Annotated in this window: 17 protein-coding genes and 1 tRNA gene; 10 read left to right on the forward strand and 8 right to left on the reverse strand. The window is 62.2% G+C overall.

Annotation, left to right across the window (positions count from 1 at the left end):
• The first annotated feature begins 76 nt into the window (after positions 1 to 76).
• A tRNA-Pro gene (locus E3O46_RS17955) sits at positions 77 to 153 on the forward strand.
• A 233-nt stretch (positions 154 to 386) separates the two neighbouring features.
• On the opposite strand, the gene E3O46_RS17960 is transcribed toward E3O46_RS17955, so the two are convergent.
• The 6 genes from E3O46_RS17960 to E3O46_RS17985 form a co-directional block, all read right to left on the reverse strand.
• Positions 387 to 2,312, reverse strand: coding sequence for a hypothetical protein (locus tag E3O46_RS17960; protein ID WP_134562275.1), 1,926 nt, complete (start codon positions 2,310 to 2,312; stop codon positions 387 to 389).
• Positions 2,309 to 3,310 (reverse strand): tyrosine-type recombinase/integrase, encoded by a 1,002-nt coding sequence (locus E3O46_RS17965; protein WP_166791101.1) that lies wholly within the window; start codon positions 3,308 to 3,310, stop codon positions 2,309 to 2,311. Before E3O46_RS17965 ends, E3O46_RS17960 begins: the two co-directional genes overlap by 4 nt.
• 76 nt (positions 3,311 to 3,386) lie before the next feature.
• A complete protein-coding gene (locus tag E3O46_RS17970; protein ID WP_134562279.1) occupies positions 3,387 to 4,310 on the reverse strand; it encodes a tyrosine-type recombinase/integrase in 924 nt (307 codons plus the stop codon).
• Positions 4,310 to 4,612 (reverse strand): hypothetical protein, encoded by a 303-nt coding sequence (locus E3O46_RS17975; protein ID WP_134562281.1) that lies wholly within the window; start codon positions 4,610 to 4,612, stop codon positions 4,310 to 4,312. The genes E3O46_RS17970 and E3O46_RS17975 overlap by 1 nt, the downstream gene beginning before the upstream one ends.
• A gap of 32 nt (positions 4,613 to 4,644) precedes the next feature.
• A complete protein-coding gene (locus E3O46_RS17980; protein WP_134562282.1) occupies positions 4,645 to 4,953 on the reverse strand; it encodes a hypothetical protein in 309 nt (102 codons plus the stop codon).
• An 85-nt stretch (positions 4,954 to 5,038) separates the two neighbouring features.
• On the reverse strand, positions 5,039 to 5,326 hold the full coding sequence (locus tag E3O46_RS17985) for a hypothetical protein (RefSeq protein WP_134562284.1): 288 nt from the start codon (positions 5,324 to 5,326) through the stop codon (positions 5,039 to 5,041).
• 579 nt (positions 5,327 to 5,905) lie between these two features.
• On the opposite strand from E3O46_RS17985, the gene E3O46_RS17990 reads away from it, so the two are divergent.
• The 5 genes from E3O46_RS17990 to E3O46_RS18015 all read left to right on the forward strand — a co-directional run bounded on the left by E3O46_RS17990 (position 5,906) and on the right by E3O46_RS18015 (position 9,674).
• Positions 5,906 to 6,256, forward strand: a complete 351-nt coding sequence (locus E3O46_RS17990) for a helicase associated domain-containing protein (RefSeq protein ID WP_134562286.1) — start codon at positions 5,906 to 5,908, stop codon at positions 6,254 to 6,256.
• A 176-nt stretch (positions 6,257 to 6,432) separates the two neighbouring features.
• The gene (locus E3O46_RS17995) at positions 6,433 to 7,329 is read left to right on the forward strand and encodes a metallophosphoesterase family protein (protein ID WP_134562288.1); all 897 of its coding nucleotides are present in this window, start codon (positions 6,433 to 6,435) and stop codon (positions 7,327 to 7,329) included.
• 494 nt (positions 7,330 to 7,823) lie between these two features.
• Positions 7,824 to 8,012 (forward strand): hypothetical protein, encoded by a 189-nt coding sequence (locus E3O46_RS18005; protein WP_134562290.1) that lies wholly within the window; start codon positions 7,824 to 7,826, stop codon positions 8,010 to 8,012.
• Positions 8,013 to 8,172: 160 nt separating this feature from the next.
• Entirely contained in the window at positions 8,173 to 9,336 is a 1,164-nt protein-coding gene (locus E3O46_RS18010) for an ATP/GTP-binding protein (protein WP_134562292.1), read from the forward strand.
• Entirely contained in the window at positions 9,333 to 9,674 is a 342-nt protein-coding gene (locus tag E3O46_RS18015; RefSeq protein ID WP_134562294.1) for a hypothetical protein, read from the forward strand. The genes E3O46_RS18010 and E3O46_RS18015 overlap by 4 nt, the downstream gene beginning before the upstream one ends.
• Before the next feature lie 116 nt (positions 9,675 to 9,790).
• On the opposite strand, the gene E3O46_RS18815 is transcribed toward E3O46_RS18015, so the two are convergent.
• Both E3O46_RS18815 and E3O46_RS18025 read right to left on the reverse strand, forming a co-directional pair.
• Positions 9,791 to 10,693: an Ltp family lipoprotein gene (locus E3O46_RS18815; protein WP_241987464.1), complete on the reverse strand. Its 903-nt coding sequence runs from the start codon at positions 10,691 to 10,693 to the stop codon at positions 9,791 to 9,793.
• Positions 10,694 to 10,766: 73 nt separating this feature from the next.
• Positions 10,767 to 11,294: a hypothetical protein gene (locus E3O46_RS18025; RefSeq protein WP_134562296.1), complete on the reverse strand. Its 528-nt coding sequence runs from the start codon at positions 11,292 to 11,294 to the stop codon at positions 10,767 to 10,769.
• A gap of 308 nt (positions 11,295 to 11,602) precedes the next feature.
• On the opposite strand from E3O46_RS18025, the gene E3O46_RS18030 reads away from it, so the two are divergent.
• From E3O46_RS18030 to E3O46_RS18045, 4 genes are read left to right on the forward strand one after another with little or no spacing between them, the layout of a single operon-like run.
• Complete coding sequence (locus tag E3O46_RS18030; protein ID WP_134562298.1) at positions 11,603 to 13,789, forward strand: hypothetical protein; 2,187 nt, start codon at positions 11,603 to 11,605, stop codon at positions 13,787 to 13,789.
• Positions 13,789 to 15,405, forward strand: coding sequence for a class I SAM-dependent DNA methyltransferase (locus E3O46_RS18035; protein ID WP_134562300.1), 1,617 nt, complete (start codon positions 13,789 to 13,791; stop codon positions 15,403 to 15,405). Before E3O46_RS18030 ends, E3O46_RS18035 begins: the two co-directional genes overlap by 1 nt.
• On the forward strand, positions 15,402 to 16,523 hold the full coding sequence (locus E3O46_RS18040) for a restriction endonuclease subunit S (protein ID WP_134562302.1): 1,122 nt from the start codon (positions 15,402 to 15,404) through the stop codon (positions 16,521 to 16,523). Before E3O46_RS18035 ends, E3O46_RS18040 begins: the two co-directional genes overlap by 4 nt.
• Positions 16,523 to 19,711, forward strand: coding sequence for a type I restriction endonuclease subunit R (locus E3O46_RS18045; RefSeq protein WP_134562304.1), 3,189 nt, complete (start codon positions 16,523 to 16,525; stop codon positions 19,709 to 19,711). The genes E3O46_RS18040 and E3O46_RS18045 overlap by 1 nt, the downstream gene beginning before the upstream one ends.
• Positions 19,712 to 19,722 lie beyond the last annotated feature (11 nt).

The raw sequence follows: 19,722 nt of genomic DNA on the forward strand, positions 1-19,722 counted from the left end.
AGGTCGCCGGAGGCGGTAAGCTTTCTAAGTTGTCTCCTGCAGAATGCGCTTCTCGAAGTGTGTTGGCGGAGGGTGACGGGCTGTAGCGCAGCTTGGTAGCGCACCTGACTGGGGGTCAGGGGGTCGCAGGTTCAAATCCTGTCAGCCCGACCAAAGGGCCGTTCGCGAAACTGTTCACGAAACCGGCCATGAAGTCGAAATAGAAAACGCTCCTGAGGATTCTCAGGAGCGTTTTCTTGTTTCTGGACTCTTTCGGGGACTTGATGCCTCCTATTTCTCGAGTCGAGAGGTAATTTTTGTCTTGACGGCAGTTTTTGTGCGCGTTGGATTGTCTCGAATGCGGGTGGGTTGCCCTCTCGGGCAGTATCGGTCCTGGAGTGAGGACGTTAAGTCCGTAGCGGTGGACCGCCGGTCTCATCGGTCGTTGGTGGTTTGGCTTTGTCTGGTCGTGCCACACCCGGTGGATACGTGTCGGTGTACGGGTTGTAGAACTCGCGATCGCGACGACGCACCGTGCGGACGACAGGTTCTCCGTTGCTTTGTCGCTTCGCTTCCTCTTTGATCTTGTCGCTGATGAAAGCGGCGATCTTGCGGAGGTTGAAGTTCGTCAGAAGTATGGTCACGATGATCTGGGCAGCGCCGAATCCGCGGACGCGGCGGCGGGTGGCGGATTCGATGTCTTCGGTTCCGCCACTCTTGATTTGTTCATTTAGGGACTCGATGGAGTTGCGCGCATGGGTGTGGAATTCGTCCCATTCCTTGGTCCCGTATTCGAACGCCTGGGCTTGGCGTATATTCTTCGCAGTGTCGAATGAGACGGAGTGCTGGCTGCAGATTTTGTCTGCAAAGTCGGGCAGGTCGTCGCTTTCGACGCCTGGGCGGGTCTTGTCCGTCACGGTCTTCAGGAGTTCGCGAAGAGGACACGTCACGGTTGGGCTGGGGCCGAGGGCGGGGCAGCGCAACACGACGCGGCCCTTAGCGTCTGCCTTCTCTTTGACGTGGAGCTGAAATGCTTTGCGACTCTTGATGCGCTCACGGTATGTTTCGGTGTCGATGAGGCCCCCGTGCAGTTCCTTGGTCGCGTATTGGAGCGATTCGGGCGTACCAGGGCAGTAGGTTCCACCTTCAATATAGAGAGCGCCGTGGTCGCCACCCTGGGGTCCGAGGCGGTCGATGCGGTAGTCGGTGGAGGCTTCGAAGCCTTCTTCCCGAGCGTCATGATGGAGTCGTTCCGGCAGTGAGTTTGCAAAGTATTGTTTGTCTGCGTCAGCAACCCCGGGCTCGAGCCCGAGCGTCTTGGCTGATCGCATGAGGGAGACGGCTTCTTCAGCGACGCGGACGTTGGGCAGGCTCATGGTCGCGGCAACGGCCAGCGCGGGGAATCTGTGTTTCCCGGGCTCTTCAGAGTCGACCCGGACGGCGATGTTGATTTCCCAGCCCCATCGATACTCGTCTGTGCTGGCTTTCCGGTCGGGGGTGGTGAGGTCCACTTGTCCCTTGGCAGCATCGGTTCGAGGCCCGCTGCTGACGTGCCACCCGGCGAAGGCGTCGACTGGACCTGGTTTCAGCGTTTTCTTCTCCTGGACCTTGGCCTCTTCGGCTACCCGCCTGGCGAGGTTCTTGCGCGAGTAGCCTTTTGTGGTCGGGGTTCCGACGAACGTTTGATCGAAGGAAAGGTCAATCTTCTTGGAGGCGCGACGAATGGGGCGTGACTGCTCGTTGAAGGTCATGACCAGCATGAGCTTGCTGAATTCATCGAGTCGTTGCTTGCGGCTTTCTTCCAACTGGATGTCGTGCGTGCGCAGGATTTCCTGAATTTCTGCATACGTCTTGCCGCGATGACGTTCCTGTGGGAAGGGATCCATCAGATCATTCATGCGTTGAAAGGCTCGGGTGGTGTTGCTGTACCAGCGGGCCTTCTCGCCAATATGGCCAACGAATGCCGAGTGTGGTGCTTCCAGGTTAAGCAGGGCGCGTGAGGCGTCGCTGAGGCGGAACATGAAGATGTCGCGCAAGTTGGTCATGAACATTGCTGAGCCTTCTTTGGCCAACAGCAGCATGCCGGTGATCATTGCCCGCTCCGAGATGAGGGAAGGTCGTCCGCCGATACTGAACGCGACTGCATCCTCGTCGCGCCATGCCTGAAGTCTCTCGAGGACTCCGGCCTTGCGGACTCGGCCCTCCATGAGAGCCACGGTTTCATCGTCGATCAGCTGGTGGATTCGGCCTCGGCCCATGACTTCTGCTTGCGTCATCCCGCCGAGATCTGGCTCGTAGCCGGTGAATCCGTAGTCAATGTCGCCGGCGCTCATCGGGCTACCTCTTCACCAATGATGAGACCAACGTATTCCGCAAGGTCCAACGGCTGCGCGTGCGCCAGGTGTTTATTGAGGCTGGCGGCCGAGGTGAAGCCGGCGATTGCGGTGAGGATGGGCAGGGGGAGCCCGTTGTCGATCTGGGCGACGATCCAGGTTGCGCGGAGCCGGGACACGGTCGCTCGTACTCGAGCGGGGTGGTCGGTCAGGAAAGTCTGAATGGCACGGGGCCGGTATTCGTTGAAGCGGTACGCGCGGAAGACGTATTCGTCCGGATTCGTACGGCCAAGCAGGCTTCGAAGCAGAGTGCGGTTCCACGGGTTTCGAACTGGAACCCGGCGCGACCGGCTTCCGGGAATATTCAGAAAGATTCGGCCGTCGACTATGTCAACATCGCCGATTCGCATGTCGATGATCTCATCTGCGCGCAGTCCGGCGCCGCCGGCGAGTCCCAGGAGAGCCTGGGCGTTCTGTCGTTTCAACGGTGTGGTGAGGCTGGCCGCCCAGCTATGCATCGACGCGACGTCGGCCATGCTGAACGGACGACGGCTGGGACGGCGCCGAAGGTTCGGCAGGCGTTTGACCTCGGTGTGAGCGAGGTTCTCGGCAATGGTGCCGAGCTGACGCACGATTCCCCACCGGTGAGATTCGGAGTGCTTCGGGAGGCGTTCCTGCAGATATCGGTAGACGTGATTCTGCGTGTAAACGCGCTCGACGGTGAGAGTGGTTCCCATAGATGCCCACACCCAAACGTTGAACCGGGCCGACATGGTCATCAGACGGCGCACGGTCTCGAAGGTCCGGGGTTTCATCTTGAGGGCGTTAACGATCGTGAATTCGCGCACTGCCTCCCACTGCATGGAGGACACCTGCGGCCGGTAGCGGATGATGACGTGCCACACGTGTTCGGGTAGTTCCGGATCCAATGCCCGTAGGTGCGCGTAGCGTGCTGAGTCGGTATCGAAAATGTCGTTGAGTCGGTCTCTTGTGTTCACAGGCCTTACGTGTGCGGCGCCTCTCCGACGCCAACACCGGAATTCCGTGAGTCCCGACACCATGAACTCGCCAAAACTACTGGTCAGCCCGTTTTCTCGCCAGATTAGGGTCGGGCGAGAACTGGGGTCGTACCCCCGTTCTGGGGGTGAAAGTTGCGATTTTGTCTAGTGCTGCGAGGTTCTTGAGCCCGGCGATGCGCAAGAGTTGCTGGGGTGGTGTGCCGTCGCGGAGATGCTCGAGTAGCCAAGTGGCGCGCATGCGGCTGGGACGGACGTCCAATTCGGTGCGGGCCCGCAGCAGAAAATCAGTGACTTGCCCCGATGTCGCGCTGACGCGGCCCGGTCGAAAGAGCCAGTCGCCGGGCTGGAGGTCCGAGAGGATCCGGCGTAGCGGACGTTCCCAGTCTGCTCGAATCGGCACGACCCGCTGGCGGCCTTCCCACACGATCACCTGGATGGTGCCGGTCCGGGTGTCAATGTCGGAAACACGAACCCCCAGGATCTCTCGCGCCGCAAGGCCAGCTCCGAGGCCCAGCGCGAGGAGGGCGATTGCATCACGACGCCGGTGCTCGGTTCCCTGTGACCTTGCCCAGCTGTATAGTTGCGCAACTTCCGTCGACGAGTACGGTTTCGTGGGCGCGGACCGGGAGATCGGCCGACGGCTTCGATTCAGATCATCGGGGTTCAGCGTCTCGATGGTGAGCCATAGCGTCGCCCGGTGGGTTGCTCTGCTTCCCTTGGTATATCTCGTCATCGCCAGGTGAATGAACTCCTCCACGACGCTTCGGCGGAACATCCGTTTCCGGTCCAGCGGTGTGCCGCGGCTCTGCCAACACCACAGTACAAACGCGACGATCGCGGGGTAGAGGGACCTCTCGTCGCGACCCGTGGCCGCAGATGTGTCTGTGACGGCGGCGCTGACGAATTCGCCGATGACGTCCCAGTACGGCAGCGCGTTGATGGGGCGGTAGTCTCTCGGCGGTACCAGGTCAGTAGTCATTAGCGGACCAGCGCTTTGGGGACTGACTCTATGCGAGTGACGGGCGTGGATTCTCGGGTCGTGAGCCACACGCCCGGCACGTTGAGATTGATCAACAGCACCAGCGGGCGTCCGACCCGACAGCGAACGACTTCGAGAAGGTCGATATCTTCGCCGTCACGGCGCAGCTGAAGCCGGTCGGGAAATGAAGGACTGGGCACTCGTCGCAGAAGGCGGCGATCGAGGTCCAGCCAATATCGGCTGGCGGATTGCGTGGTCACGACGTAGCAGCCGGTTGCGTCGTCGGTCAGTGAATCCACCATGATCTCCCCTTGGGGTCGATACTCCGGTTGTACTACTCGTCTGCAGTCGGGGCGAAGCCGGCTGTATTGGCGTCGATGCTCCGAATCGTGCTCGACATCTGCCAGTAGTGCTCGAGGAATTTCATCTCGTCCGCGTCGGGTTCCATGAGCCAATACCCTCGTGCCCCTACGGTGCAGTGGATAATTTCAAGAATCGGGCGCGTGCAATCATTTACGGTCGGGCTCGCATCGCGGCCGGGAATTCGTGTGACGGTCATCGCATCGAGGTCGAACTGGTACTTGGAGCCGACCGTGGTCACGGTCCAGCATCCGCCTTCGTCCCCCGTCAATGACTGCTTCATGTTCAGATCCTTTCCTCAAAACGTTCAAGATGATGTCGCTCATGCGTGGGCAATGTGGGAGCTCCGAAGAGTTCACTCGTCGGCCTTATGTCGGCAACGGGTCGATCCGGACGACGGCGGTGGAAATGCGCGTCGTCACCAAGACTCCGGGTGCGTTCAAATCGATCCGCAGCACCATCCGGTGTCCAATGCGGCACTCCACGATCTCGATTAGATCGATGCTCTCGCCGTCACGGCGCAGACGACGTAGTTCTTGGAACACTGGTCCCGGCGCGCGGCGCAGGACCCGCCTGTCCAGGTCCAGAACATATCGACTCCCGGACTCGGTGGCCACGACGAATTGTCCGGTGGCATCATCCGTCAAGAGATCCATCGTGGGCCACCATGCCTGCCTATCGCGATGCAAAGGGTGGAAGTCATGGCGCATCCCGTCCCGCTGGGAAGGATGCCCGCCTGTCGGAACTCTCCGGCCCGCTGATTTCCACCGTAGGGAAACTCGCAGTTTCAAACCGCCGACTCAGCGACAAATCCCTCCCAGAAGCGCCGCCCACGCAATCGGTGCGTGATGTCGAGTCGTCTGACTGAGAACAACCCGCAGTGCGGCCACGGATTCGCCGACGGAATCTCCTGATTTCGAGATCGCACCCGCATCATCGTGCAGTCCCGCGCATGAGCTCGTCGAGGCCACCACTCGGGTGGCCACGACGGGCTAGCAATGACCGACACGAATTCCCCCATCCACCTCCACGCCAGGGCCGAAGGACTCTGGAAGCGACAACTCCCGGACGACCTGCCCTCCGCGTGGTACGCGGTAGCCGATGCGAACGTCGCACAGAGTGTCTGCCCTCACGCCGCTACAACCAGGCGGGCCGCACGGTGGGCCACGGCGCTCTACCGTTACGAAGAGTTCTGGCGCGAAACCGGGCACACGCCCCGCGAGAGCACCCGGAACATGGCAACTCTTCCGGACGACGAGAGGCACCAGGGCGAATGGGCTCGGTACCAGCGCCGCTTCGAAGAGAAACTCTGCCTCTACCAGACCATCCGTCTGGATATTTCACCGGCTTTCGAGTGGGATCCCCACGAGCACGCCTGGCAGACGAACTTCGCGGCCTGCATCCAGCACGTCCAGACATACGGGAAGTTGCCACACCTCAACGGTGCCGACAAGGTCGAGTTCGCGCTTGCACGTTGGCTGGGCCGCCAGCTTCGACAGCAGCAAAGGGGCGCCCAACCCGCGGGCCGCGCCGCGCAGCTCGCCACGCTCCTGACCCTCCAAAGGTTGGCAGTGAAGACGGAATGACTCCGAAGCGGCTATCGACCGGTGCGAGCGATCAACAAAACACCGATGCAACGACAAAAGGGGGATTCGGCGCAGCGAACCGGCCCGGTGGACCGTAGTTTGAAAGACATGTGGATAGCCAGCACACTGCCAGCGACCGCGGATCACGCAGCCTCAGGCCTCTCTCGAAGGGCGCGATGATGGACTCCGCTGGCAATGGAACGTTATCGACGGCTGATCGAATCGGCTTCCTCGGCGATACCCATGGCGATCTCGAACATGTCCTTGTCGTCTCCCGCTCCATGCAATTCCGCGGCATTCAGGTGCTTGTGGTTCTGGGCGATTTCGGCTTCGTCTGGGGCGGACACAACTGGGCCATCGGCCTCGACAAACTGAGCCGGCGGCTGGCCGGCGCCGACCAGGTCCTGTACTTCGTGGACGGAAATCATGAGGACTTCGACCGCCTTTACCGATTCCCTCTCTCTGACGATGGTCTGCGCTGGATTCGACCCACTATCGCTCATATCCCGCGTGGCTACCGGACAGTCCTCGCTTCCGGTCTGACTCTCGCCGCACTGGGAGGTGCGAACTCGATTGACATCGGTCATCGTGTCATTGGGCGCTCCGTCTGGGTCGAGGAATCGATCACCGAAACCGACCTCGCTACCCTCGGACACGAACCCGCCGACTTGCTGATCGGGCATGACGCTCCTCTGCACGTTCCCACGCTGGACTCGTGGCTGGAATCCACCGAGAAGTATTGGCCGGCTGCCGGCGTTCAGTATTCAGCGGTCGGCCGAGCCATGTTCCACCGCGGCTTCCTGCAGGTGCGTCCGAGGCTGTATCTCGGCGGTCACTACCATCGGCACATCGACGAAGTCGTCGAGTACACGTCCGGTTCTGAACAGCTCGTCACCCGCGTCGTGATTCTGGAGGAGAGCGGTTCTGCGATCGCCATCAGCCAGTGCATCCTCGACGTGCGCACTCTCGACCTGGAGTACGTCCCGCGCCACCCACACCGCAAGACTGACGCGCAGGAGCATCAGCGGCCCGGCCATGGCAAGACGCGTCCGACCGAGGAAGGGGACTCGTGAGCGCCGAAGAGACGGTCCGGCATGTCGTCGGGATAGCGGGGCGAGGATGAATTTCGACCGTGACCGGGCGTCCGCCTGGATCCCGTTCGAGGGCGAAGCTCGCCGGCGAGTGATTCGACACCCACGTCTGGATCGTGATGGTCTCTACCTCTTCGGCCGGCGATGGTCTGCAGAATCGCTCACCTTGACCACAGCGGAGTTCGCCGCTCTCCTCACGGGGAAGACTCTGGCCGTAGACATCTCAGGCGAATACATCCTCTACCTAGGCGTCGACCTGGCTGACGGTCCTGCCGGACCTACTGAAGACGGGAGCCTCAATGCCGGACCCCGATGAACAGCTCGCACTGAATCGGAGCGGCGTGTGGCTGCTTGAGACAGCGTCCGGAGCTCGCCTGCTGGTCGCAATCGTTATCGATCCCGTCCCGTCCCGCCCGCTGGTCACGGTTACTCGCTATGCCGCGGAGGGGAATGGCGCGAACGTGAACGGAGTACCCATGACGATGGCAGCGTCGGAACCGCCGCGCATCGGCGACCGCTGGTGCACGACCGTGATCGGGATCGACTCCGAGTACCCGGCCTACGACGAAATCGTCCACGACGGTGGATCTCGCATCTACGTCAGCACGCCGGTCGTCAGTATCCAGCGATTGACCTTCGACCAGGTCCTTCGAGCTACGCAGTAGCCACGCCGGTTTGTCGCCGGCCTGGCTGGGAGCACCACGTCCTAGGTGGGATCAGGTGCGCCACGCAGGCGAGTCCTCGCAGAGTCCGATTCCGCTGCCATGATTCGACCGTAGTTGATTAGCGGATTTCTGGAAGTGTACTGTGCCATACGCTGCACATATGGAACTGAAGAGAGCACTCGAGCAACACATTGCGGTATTTGGCGAGAGTGGTAGCGGAAAGACCGTGATGCTCTCCTCGTTCTATGGAGCAACACAAGAGCCTTATTACCTTCAAAAGAGTTTGTTCAATGTTGTAGCCGACGACATCGGTAAAGGCAACAAGCTGCATCGAAACTACCTTGGCATGAGGGACTCGGCGCGTCTGCCACTGGTCACTCGCTTCTCTGCCACGTCGTACTCCTTTTCAGTGAAGCTGAAAGCTGCATCTGATGCCAAGGCGATGAAGGCGCGAGCGTTCGACGCCCTGCGCCTCGTCTGGCATGACTACCCGGGGGAGTGGTTCGAGCAGGCTGTGAGCGGGCCAGAGGAGTCCCAGCGCCGAGTGGACACATTCAAGTCCTTGTTGGGTTCCGATGTCGCTCTCCTGCTGGTAGACGGCCAAAAGTTGCTGGACAACGCCGGAGAGGAGGACCGGTACCTGAAATCGTTGTTGACAAATTTCCGCAACGGGCTGTTGTCCCTTAAAGATGACCTTCTGGTGGATGGCAAGCCTCTCGTCGAGTTTCCGCGTATCTGGGTCATGGCGCTGTCCAAGTCCGATCTTCTGCCAGATATGAGCGTGTTTAACTTCCGGGATCTTCTCATCGAGAAGGCCTGCGATGACATCGACGAACTGAGAAAGGTGCTCGCTGGGTTCGTGGAGGGCAGCGACGCGCTGTCAGTGGGTGAGGACTTCCTGTTGCTTTCGTCGGCGAAGTTCGACGCAGGCAAGATTGAGGTGACCAAACGAGTTGGCCTTGAGCTCGTCCTTCCATTGGCCGCAATGCTCCCATTCGAGCGACACGTCAGGTGGGCCCAGGCCAAAGTCATGCCCGGAAAAGTGGCCGAGAACCTACTCAGCGGCGCCGGAGCGTTGGCTGCCGTATTGCTTGGCGGAAAGGTCAAGAAGCCTGGCCCCGTCGGCGTTGTGATGAGTATGGTCAGCCTTCTGCTCACCAAGGAAAGCTTGGACGACGCGGTCAAGCTGGCCGGCGACAAACTCAAGGTGTTGAACTCTGAAGCGCTGGCAAAGAGAGACTACCTGCGAGCCACTTTAACCGGGTTCCGGATCGACTTGGAAAACGGCGAAAAGGAGCAGATCCTTCTCAGGAGTAAGCGATGAGCCTCATCTGGGCCACTCGAGGGCGGACCTGGGGCTTTCGGTTTCTGCGTGACGGGGGATTTCCCGATCCACTTCCGGAATACGACCGAGCCTTCTCGGGCGTCGAAGACGTGGCGGAGGTCTGGCGCCGCGTCGCCGAGGTGGTTGTCCTGCGTTTCCCAGATCCTGAGGGACGCCAAGACCTGGCTGGCAGAGTCATCCCACACGAATTCGTCGTCTTCGGACCCTTAGCCGAAGGGATCGACTCCGTTGAAAATGGTCTTCGGAAGGTCTGGCCACTGGTCGCTGCCGAATACGCCCGTGTCTGGAATCTACCCAATCCGCACTCTGCTGGTTAATGATCTCAGCGGCGTCATTCATCTCGTCAGCACGTGCCCGACTACCAGTTGCTTGGCTGAGGAAGGAAACGCCGGGAACCCCGCCCGCGGGCAGGGTTCCCTCCTTGGACAACGGCCTAGTCGCTCAGGTGCTGGATTGCGTAGTCAGCTTCATCAGCGGTGAACTTTTCGCCGTAAGCGCTGGAGAGCTGGTCACGAATCGCCTCGGGCGACATGGACATTTGGTCCTGGTACGACTTCGACTTGGCGAGAGCGTTCGCGTTCCAGTCGGCCTGGACGTTATCCACCGCGTATTGAGCCGCCTCCGGCGGGAACTGCTCGCCATACTCCGATGTGAGCTGATCGTAGATTCCCGCCTTGCTCATATGCATCGTCTTCGAGTAGCTAGTGGCCTTGGCTAGTGCGGACTTGTACGCGGCGGGCACGGCCGGAGCCGGGGCGGCCGCAACCGGTGCGGCAGGCGCAGGTGCGGTCGTCTCCACCGGTGCGGGTGGTACGGTTGCAACCGGCGTCGGTATTGCAGTCGCGACGGGCGTCGGTGCAGCACTGGCGGTCGGTGCCGCGCTTGGGGCGCTGATGGAAACCGTTGTCGCGGTCTTGCCCGCGTTGGCCGCGTTGACACTCGATGTGACGATCGAGAGCAGGATGCCGGCGGCCGTAATGATCAAGGCGATCTTCCGGTGTTCCCGGTAGCCGACGAGCGTGTGGCCCTGCTTGTCGCGCTGCGCTCCCGTGAGCACCAGGATCAGATCCACGAGCCACCAGACACCGAAGCCGCCAAAGGTAACCAGTTTGAGTAGGCCGGTGCCGACCTTGCCGAGGTAGAAGCGGTCGATGCCGAGCCCGCCGAGCAGCCAGGCGAAGAGCCAGGTGACGACGAAGGATTTTCCGGGGGTGGGTGCCGGCGTGTAACCGCCGGGCGTGCCTTGGGATGTCGGCGCGGCGTAGGTATTGACTGTCTGTTCCTTCTGTCCGGCGGGAACGCCAGCTGGGTTGGTCTGGGGGACGTTGTTGGTCATGGTGTGTTCTCCGGTTCGGTGTGTGTGTGCTGCTGACAAATGTGAGTGGGACAGGGATAGGAATGCGAGGCTGCTACTTCGCGACGACCTCGATCACGATGTCGAGGCCGTTGTCCGGGTGATATCCCCACGACGCGGAGTAGTCCTTCCAAGTCGCGGTCTGGCGACCGTCGAGAGCGCGGGTGCTATCGATGCGGCTGATCATGCTGTCGGGGGCTTCCAGCTGGGTGAAGACGCAGGCGAGGTCAGTCATCTTGGCGCCGGCGGACTTGGCGCCGGAGCTCTTCATCGAGATGCTCTGTCCTTTGTCGCCAACGGTGATCGACGCGTTCCCCGTGACGTGGCAGGCCGTGGCGGCATCCGTCATCGGCGTGGTCGCCGCGAGCGTGCTGATATTGCCGGCGAGAAGACCGATACCGAGGGTGCCGAGAACGCCGACAAGTAGTCCGAGTCCGACGCCCGCGGCGCTAAGGCGGAGCTCTCGTTTGGTAAAGACCGGTGCCGACGTGAGTGCCGGAGGTTCCGCATGCGGGGCGCCCGTTGCTGGGTCGCCACTGGCCATTGTCGATTCCGGTGTCGCGTGTTCATCATCTGTGTGCATGGTGGGACCTCGTGTCGGTGTCATGGTGGGGTGGTGCTGTGGGTGATTGGTCGTCGTTCGGCTGGCGTCTCAATGTGGGGAGTGGGCGGCAGGCGCCGAGCGGTTGTTCCCCCTGGTGCTCGCCCGGCGCCTGCCTCCTACGCCGAATCCTTCGGGTGAATCGGTCGCAGAGCCAAGCTAGGGCTCGGCGGGGCTGCTAGTGCCACGAGACCGTGATAACGGGGGTTATCACTAAATCGCAGTTTCACGGCGAATTTTGGCCTAGCCTGAACTCACGCCAGCAACAGACGATGAAGGGGGAATCGCACATGAGCATCGCCGAACCGGCACTTCTGATGTCGATGTCCGACATCGCAGCCCTCGCCCGGGTGCAGCGTCCCGTCGTCTCGGTCTGGCGCAGCCGGTCCGCGCTGACGGACACACCGTTCCCGGCCCCTGCTGCCCTGCGAAACGGTCGCGAGTTGTTCGACGCTACCGCGGTCGGCGCTTGGCTCAGCGATACCGGCCACGGCAACAATCCCCAGGCGTCAGCGGATGCCGCGGCGCACGCGGTCCTGGACGGCCAGACGCGCACCCAGGCCGACACCTTCCACACGGTAACGGCACTCCTCGCCCTCCGCAGTGTGATCGGTCGGCCTCTGGGTACGCTCTCGGGTTCCGACCTTGTCGATGCCGCCGATGAACACGACCCAGACGATGACGCGTTCTACCGCGAGATCGAGGCGATCGGCGCGGCATCCGCTGGCCTTGTCGGATATGTCGACGCACTTGTCGAGGCTGCATATGGCGAGGCGGAAGCGTTCGAGCGGCTCCTCGCGGATCAGTTCAAGCGCGAGCCCCAGGGTGCCAGCGGCACCACTTTGAGCGACGAGGGACTAAACCTGATTGCTCGCACCGCCCACGCCCTCGCAGGAACCCAGCCCAGCGAATCAGTGTTTGTCGACGCGACCGGCGGTGCAAGCGACGTGCTCCTTGCCATCGCCCACACTGAATACGCATCTGGTGACCTGACCGTTGTCACTGCGAACGACGATAGTGACACCGCGCGGATGGTGCGCCGACGGCTTCTCGTGCACCGAATCGCCCGGGACGGGCTCGAGGTCCAATCGTCGGGAGCCTTCTCCGTGACCGGCCGCGCCGTGCATGTCGCCCAGCTGCCCCCTGCGACGGAGCCCTGGATGAGCGCAGCGGGCATGCTCTCCGCGATCGAACAGATCGTGCTGCAGATGGACGATGACCAGCTCGCGGTCGTCCTGGCGCCGAGCGCAGTGTTGAGCGACTCCGGCCTCTCCCGTGACACCGACGCCGTGCGGTCGTCCCTGCTGCGTTCCGGACGCGTTCGTGCCATCGTGCGGCTACCGGCCGGGCTCCTCACGTATAAACCGCAGCGGGTGCAGACCCTGTGGGTACTGGGTGCCGCCCATGCCCGCGTTCCACTGGTCGATCGCTGGACCATGGTCGCCGACCTCTCAGCCCAGCGACTCAATCCAACAGCCATCGAGGACCTAGTCAGCGACCTCGTCGCATCCCTCGGCGACCGCGCCACTGTGCGCGCCCATGCCTTCCGCTTCGCCCGCCTCGTGCTTACCCGCAGCCTGCTCGCGAGCCGCGACTCCCTGGTCGCCGGCGCGCACAGCACCGCTCGCGCGGCGAGCAGCGCGCAGGGTACTGAACTGGCCCTGCGCGTCGACGAGCTCATTCGTGCGCTGAACGATCCGGTACCTGCGTTACCGCCCGGCAGAGCAGCGGCGAATGCCTCGGATGCGCCCTTCAGCCCCGTCGGTTTCGCGATCACGCTCCAACCAGTCAGCTCCGACAACCCTTCCAGCTCCACAACGCAGCCACCGACGGCATCAGTCGAGCAATTACTCGCAAATCGGCATCTCCGCTACTTTCCGGGCAACCGTATCGATATCGCTGACCTTGACGTGGCCCCTCGGGGCGCCCCTGGTACTCCAGCCATGGGCACTCGCTCGACGGGCATCCGTGTGATCGGCCCACCGGAAGTCTGCGGTGACGTGACAGTCGGGGACCGTCGGATCGACCCATTACTCTTCGCTACCGGGTATCCCGCCGGCCGCGTGACGGAACCGGGCGACGTGATCTTCTGCACGGCCCCGAGCCTCGCCGCCATCGTGGACGAGGACGGCACCTCCGTTGTTCTCTTCCCTGCCCGGATCCTGCGCATCAACCCCGGCAACCCGAACGGGCTGCTGAGTGCGGTGCTCGCCGCTGACATCGCAGCATTGCCCGCAGGGGACAGGCGCTGGCGCCGATGGCGACCGCGCCAGATACCAGACGCGCAGCGCACTGCCCTCGCTGGCGCCCTCGCGTCGGTACGGTTGGAGCAGCAGCACGCCCAGCGACGCCTCGCGCAGCTCGATGAACTGACCGACCTAGTCATGGCCGGCGTCACCGCTGGAACCCTCACGTTTTCTCAGGCCGCAGGCCCGCAGATTTCACCAACACTTGCTCCATCGGAAGGAACCCCCTAATGCCACCGAAAGTCAAAGTCGCCGCGCTGCCGTCGACCATGAAGGAACTCAAGGACACCCTCTGGAAGGCCGCCGACAAACTTCGGGGCTCCATGGATGCCTCGCAATACAAGGACGTCATCCTTGGCCTTGTTTTCCTCAAATACGTCTCCGACGCCTTCGATGAGCGCCGTGAGCAGATCCGCACCGAACTGGAGGCCGATGGCCAGAACGAGGACCAGATCGGCCAGCTCATCGACGACGTCGATGAGTACACCGGTCAGGGCGTCTTCTGGGTCGGCGCCCGCGCCCGCTGGAACTACCTCGCCGAGAACGCGAAGGGCCTGCCAGCCACCCAAGGAGAGGCACCGAGGTCAATTGGACTGCTCATCGACGAGGCGATGGACGTGATCTCCGCCGACAACCCGACCCTCGCCGGGTCACTCCCGCGCATCTACAACCGCGACAACATCGATCAACGACGTCTCGGCGAACTTCTCGACCTGCTTAACTCGGCTCGATTCACCGGCCAGGGCGCCACAAAAGCCCGAGACATTCTGGGCGAGGTGTACGAATATTTCCTGGAGAAGTTCGCCCATGCCGAAGGCAAGCGTGGTGGTGAGTTCTACACGCCCGCAGGCGTAGTCCGCGTGCTCGTAGAAGTCCTCGAACCCACGCACGGCCGCGTGTACGACCCGTGCTGCGGCTCCGGCGGCATGTTCGTGCAAACCGAGAAGTTTCTCGAGTCGCACCACAGGGAGGGCTCGAACATTTCTGTCTACGGTCAGGAGCTTAACGAGCGTACTTGGCGGATGGCCAAGATGAACCTCGCCATCCACGGTCTCAATGGAAACCTCGCTGGCCGCTGGGGTGACACATTCGCCCGCGACCAGCACCCCGACATGCAGGCCGACTACGTGCTCGCCAATCCGCCCTTTAACATCAAGGACTGGGCCCGGAGCGAGAGCGACCCCCGTTGGAAGTACGGCGTGCCCCCGGCCGGCAACGCCAACTACGCCTGGATCCAGCACATCATCTCCAAACTCGCCCCCGGCGGCAGCGCCGGTGTGGTGATGGCAAACGGTTCGATGTCGTCGAACTCCGGCGGGGAGGGCGAGATTCGGGCCCAACTCGTTGAGGCGGACCTCGTCTCATGCATGATCGCGCTGCCCACCCAGCTATTCCGTAGCACGGGTATCCCAGTCTGTACATGGTTCTTCGCCAAGGACAAGACTGCCGGCGAGCAGGGCAGCGTCGACCGCACAGGCCAGGTGCTCTTCATCGATGCACGAAATCTCGGCTACATGGTCGACCGCGCTGAGCGTGCACTCTCCGAAGAGGACATCGCCAAGATCGCCGGCACTTACCACGCGTGGCGCGGTACCTCGTCGGCGAGGGATGCTGCGTTGACTTACATAGACGAGCCCGGCTTCGCCTGTTCTGTTTCACTGACTCAAATCAAGGCGGCGGACTATGCGCTCACCCCCGGCCGTTACGTTGGTGCGGCAGATGTTGAGGACGATGGGGAGCCCATCGAGGAGAAGATTGCAAGACTCACCGACGATCTCTACGTCCAGTTCTTGGAGTCGGAGCGACTCGCCGGAGTCGTGCGCGAGCAGCTTCGGAGAGTGTCGTGACTGACTGGGAAGTCAAGACTCTTGACCAGGTAGTCAATCTTCGTCGTGGTTTTGACCTGCCGCAACAATCACGGAGGCCTGGCCAGTTTCCCGTTCTGACATCGGGCGCAACGGCGGGATGGCACGACGAGGGTCCCATTAAGGGCCCAGGCATGGTGATCGGGCGAGCAACGAACCTGGGCGAGCCAACGTGGTCAGATACGGACTACTGGCCGTTGAACACAACGTTGTACGTGGCTGACTTCCTTGGAAACGAGCCAAAGTGGGTCTTTCACCTGTTTGAATCGCTCGATCTCACTGGGTACGATTCTGGTTCCGTGCAGCCTATGCTCAATCGGAACTACATTGCCAAAGTGTCAGTTCGCGTGCCCCCTTTGCAGACCCAGCGGGCGATTTCAGAGGTGTTGGGGGCGCTCTCCGACAAAATCAACGCCAACACTAAGCTGGCTCAGTTGTCCGCAGACTTGGCATCGGTCCTTTTCAACGACGAGCTCCGTGGTGCTTCATGGTCAGACAGGACCTTTGACGACCTGGCGAAAGTGAGCGGTGGGGGTACACCGAGCACAAAGGTCGCTGAGTACTGGGACGGGGACGTGAACTGGGCAACGCCCACGGACGTCACGTGCCTAGTCGGACCATACCTCTGGGAGACCAGTCGTCGAATCACAAAGGAGGGGCTCAGTGCTTGTTCATCGGGATTGTTTGAGCCTGGCGCGATTCTCATGACCTCGCGGGCAACTATCGGGGCTTTTGCGGTCGCGCAACTCACTACCTCCGTTAATCAGGGGTTTATCGTTGTGCAGCCGAAGGAGGCCGCGCTCAAATGGTGGTTGTTTCACGAGATGCGGTCGCGGGTTGAAGAGTTTATTTCGCTGGCCAACGGCGCAACCTTCCTCGAGCTCAGCCGCGGTAACTTCCGAAAGCTCAATCTTCGCTTGGCTGAGGATTCGGCAATGCGCGAATTCGGCGTACGTGTCGACAGCTTGCATGCCGCTGCGTCTTCTGCATTGCAGGAGAACCGCACTCTCGCCGTAACCAGGGATGCACTCCTCCCGCAGCTCATGTCTGGCAAGCTTCGGGTTAGGGATGCAGAGAAAGCACTTGAGGGGGTGCTCTGATGGCGGGATTTTCGGAAGCGGAGTGGGAGCAGGTGGCGCTCGAGCTGCTGAGCGAACCGCTGGGCTGGCAGCCGAAGACGGGTGAGCAGCTCGCACCGGGCAGCGGGGAGCGAGACAGCTGGGATGAGCTGCTCATCCGTCCGAGGCTGCGGGACGCGCTCCGGCGGCTGAATCCGACGGTTCCGGTGGAGTACGTGCAGCAGGCGCTCGCCGAGATCGCCTCGCCGAAGTCGCAGGACGCGATCACCGAGAATCAGCGCATCCATGACTACCTGATCGACGGGTTCCGGCTGAGCTATATCGCCGACGATGGCGCCGAGGTGAATCCGAGCATTCGTCTGGTTAGCGCCGAGCCGTCGGAGAACGACTGGCTCGCGGTGAACCAGGTCACGCTCATCCGCGGCGACTTCAAACGGCGCTTCGATCTCGTGCTGTACTGCAACGGCATGCCGGTGAGCATCGTGGAGCTCAAGAAGGCCGGCAGCGAGACGGCCGATGTCGCCGCGGCGCACGCCCAGCTGCAGACGTACCTGCGCGAGTTCCCGATGGCATTCCGGTTCTGCGTGTTCACGCTCGCCAGCGACGGGATCTTAGCCAAGTACGGTACCCCGTTCACGCCACTCAACCACTTCTCACCGTGGAACGTCGACGACGACGGTATCCCGGTGAAGCCGGGTGACACGAACGACTGGGACGCGACCACCGGCATGGAGATCGCGCTGGTCGGTCTGTACAACCAGGAACGGTTCCTTCAACTGTTGCGGTCCTTTACCGCGTTTGATGAGGGGGCCGATGGCCTCGCCAAGCGCATAGCCAAACCTCACCAGTATTTCGCCGTCACCAAGGCCGTGGGCAGCACAGTTCAGGCGGTGGAGAGCAACGGCAAGGCCGGCGTGGTGTGGCACACACAGGGCTCAGGCAAGTCAATGGAGATGGAGCTCTACACCAACCTGGTGTCGCGGCATCCGAAGCTCAAAAACCCTACGGTCGTGGTGATCACCGACCGCAACGAGCTCGACGGACAGCTCTACGAGACGTTTGCGGCGAGCCTGCTGCTGCCTGAGAAGCCGCGGCAGATCAAGCGCCGCAGCGAGCTGCGCGACGAGCTCAGCAACCGCACGACCGGCGGCATCTACTTCACCACGCTGCAGAAGTTCGGGCGGAGCGAGGCTGAGAAGCAGGCCGGCGCTGAGCATCCGCTGCTCTCGGACCGGCGCAACATCATCGTCGTCGTCGACGAGGCGCACCGCAGCCACTACGACGACCTCGACGGCTACGCTCGCCACCTCCGCGACGCACTGCCGCACGCCACCCTCATCGCCTTCACAGGCACGCCCATTTCCTTCGACGACCGCAATACCCGCGAGGTATTTGGCGAATACATCGACATCTACGACCTCTCCCGTGCCGTCGATGACGGCGCCACCGTGCCGGTGTATTTCGAGCCGCGTCTGATCAAGGTGAACCTGGCCACGGCGGTCACGGACGAGATTCTCGACAAGGCCGCTGACGAGGCCACCGTGGGACTCGACGACACCGAACGGGCGCGGATCGAGGCATCCGTCGCCGTGGTCAACGCCGTCTACGGCGCACCAGAGCGCATCGCCGCCCTCGCCGAGGACATCGTGGCGCACTGGGAGAATCGGCGGGGCCAGATGACAAAGTTCATCGAGTCGCCCGGCAAGGCCATGATCGTGGGTGGAACGCGCGAGATCTGCGCGAACCTGTACTCGGCGATCGTGGCGTTGCGACCCGACTGGCACTCCAATGACCTCGACAGGGGCGTCATCAAGGTCGTCTATTCGGGCACGGCATCCGACAAGCCGCCCGTCATCGACCACGTGCGCCGCGATTCAGCCAATGCCGTCATCAAGGCACGGCTCAAAGACGTCGACGATGAGCTCCAGCTGGTGATCGTGAAAGACATGATGCTCACCGGCTACGACTCGCCGCCACTGCACACTCTCTACCTGGACAGACCGCTGAAGGGTGCGCTGCTGATGCAGACGCTCGCCCGGGTGAACCGCACGTTCCGCGGCAAGGAAGACGGGCTGCTTGTCGCCTACGCGCCGCTCGCCGACAACCTCGCCAAGGCGCTAGGCGAATACACGAAGACCGATCAGGATCGGAAGCCCATCGGGCGCGACGTCGACGATGCCATCGTGCTCACGGTGTCGCTCGTGGACACGCTGCGGGAAATGCTCACCGGGTACGACTGGAAGGCCGACCTGGCCAAGGGCGGGCCGAAGCGATACCTGCATGCGGTGACCGGGTCGGTGAACTATCTGCGTGATCCGGCGACGCCGGGCAACCAAGTCGAGGAGGGAACTGAGACTCTTGCGGCCGCGTACCGACGCTACTCGGGGCAGCTCTCCCGGGCGTGGGCGCTCTGCTCGGGCGCCGGCTCCCAGGAGCTCGAGGAGCGCCGGCCTGAAATCCAACTGTACGAAGAGGTGCGGGTGTGGATGGCGAAGTTCGACGCCGCCGACCGACAGGCCAGGGGAGAGCCTGTGCCCGAGGACGTTCAGCGTCTGCTCGGTGAGCTGATCGCATCCGCCACGTCATCGGGAGGGGTGCTCGACATCTACGAGGCCGCCGGCATGCCGAAGCCGACCCTGGACGATCTCAGCCCGGCGTTCATCGCGAAGACGCAGCAGGCCCGCAACCCGCAGCTTGCCATCGAGGCGCTGCGGAAGCTGCTCACTGAGGAGTCCGCGCGCTCCACACGCAACAACCTCGTGCGCCAGCGCGCCTTCTCGGACCGGATCTCCGAACTGATGAACAAGTACACGAACCAGCAGCTGACTTCAGCGGAGGTCATCGCCGAGCTCGTTGCCCTAGCCCGTGAGGTCGCAGCAGAGGCGAACCGCGGGGCCGGATTCGCGCCTCCGCTGAGCCACGATGAGCTCGCGTTCTACGACGCTGTGGCGGAGAACGAGTCGGCTGTCGAGCTGCAGGGCGAGAGCGTATTGGCAGAGATCGCTCGAGAACTGGTCGCAGTGATGCGCCGCGACGTGCGTACCGACTGGACTGTGCGTGACGACGTAAAAGCCAAGCTACGATCCTCGATCAAACGACTGCTTGTGAAGTACGGGTATCCGCCGGATCGCCAGCCCGTGGCCATCAAGCTCGTGATGGAGCAGATGGAGTCCATGGCGCCCCGATACAGCGAAGAGCGGGCAGCCTAGGTGGGCATCGT

The sequence above is a fragment of the Cryobacterium glucosi genome, assembly GCF_004402235.1.
In the GTDB taxonomy this organism is placed as follows: Bacteria; Actinomycetota; Actinomycetes; order Actinomycetales; family Microbacteriaceae; genus Cryobacterium; species Cryobacterium glucosi.

Coding starts and splice junctions, on each gene's coding strand:
- E3O46_RS17960 (WP_134562275.1), bottom strand. CDS start 2,312: ATGAGCGCCGGCGACATTGACTACGGATTCACCGGCTACGAGCCAGAT.
- E3O46_RS17970 (WP_134562279.1), bottom strand. CDS start 4,310: ATGACTACTGACCTGGTACCGCCGAGAGACTACCGCCCCATCAACGCG.
- E3O46_RS17975 (WP_134562281.1), bottom strand. CDS start 4,612: ATGGTGGATTCACTGACCGACGACGCAACCGGCTGCTACGTCGTGACC.
- E3O46_RS17980 (WP_134562282.1), bottom strand. CDS start 4,953: ATGAAGCAGTCATTGACGGGGGACGAAGGCGGATGCTGGACCGTGACC.
- E3O46_RS17985 (WP_134562284.1), bottom strand. CDS start 5,326: ATGGATCTCTTGACGGATGATGCCACCGGACAATTCGTCGTGGCCACC.
- E3O46_RS17990 (WP_134562286.1), top strand. CDS start 5,906: ATGGCAACTCTTCCGGACGACGAGAGGCACCAGGGCGAATGGGCTCGG.
- E3O46_RS17995 (WP_134562288.1), top strand. CDS start 6,433: ATGATGGACTCCGCTGGCAATGGAACGTTATCGACGGCTGATCGAATC.
- E3O46_RS18005 (WP_134562290.1), top strand. CDS start 7,824: ATGACGATGGCAGCGTCGGAACCGCCGCGCATCGGCGACCGCTGGTGC.
- E3O46_RS18010 (WP_134562292.1), top strand. CDS start 8,173: ATGGAACTGAAGAGAGCACTCGAGCAACACATTGCGGTATTTGGCGAG.
- E3O46_RS18015 (WP_134562294.1), top strand. CDS start 9,333: ATGAGCCTCATCTGGGCCACTCGAGGGCGGACCTGGGGCTTTCGGTTT.
- E3O46_RS18815 (WP_241987464.1), bottom strand. CDS start 10,693: ATGACCAACAACGTCCCCCAGACCAACCCAGCTGGCGTTCCCGCCGGA.
- E3O46_RS18025 (WP_134562296.1), bottom strand. CDS start 11,294: ATGCACACAGATGATGAACACGCGACACCGGAATCGACAATGGCCAGT.
- E3O46_RS18030 (WP_134562298.1), top strand. CDS start 11,603: ATGAGCATCGCCGAACCGGCACTTCTGATGTCGATGTCCGACATCGCA.
- E3O46_RS18035 (WP_134562300.1), top strand. CDS start 13,789: ATGCCACCGAAAGTCAAAGTCGCCGCGCTGCCGTCGACCATGAAGGAA.
- E3O46_RS18045 (WP_134562304.1), top strand. CDS start 16,523: ATGGCGGGATTTTCGGAAGCGGAGTGGGAGCAGGTGGCGCTCGAGCTG.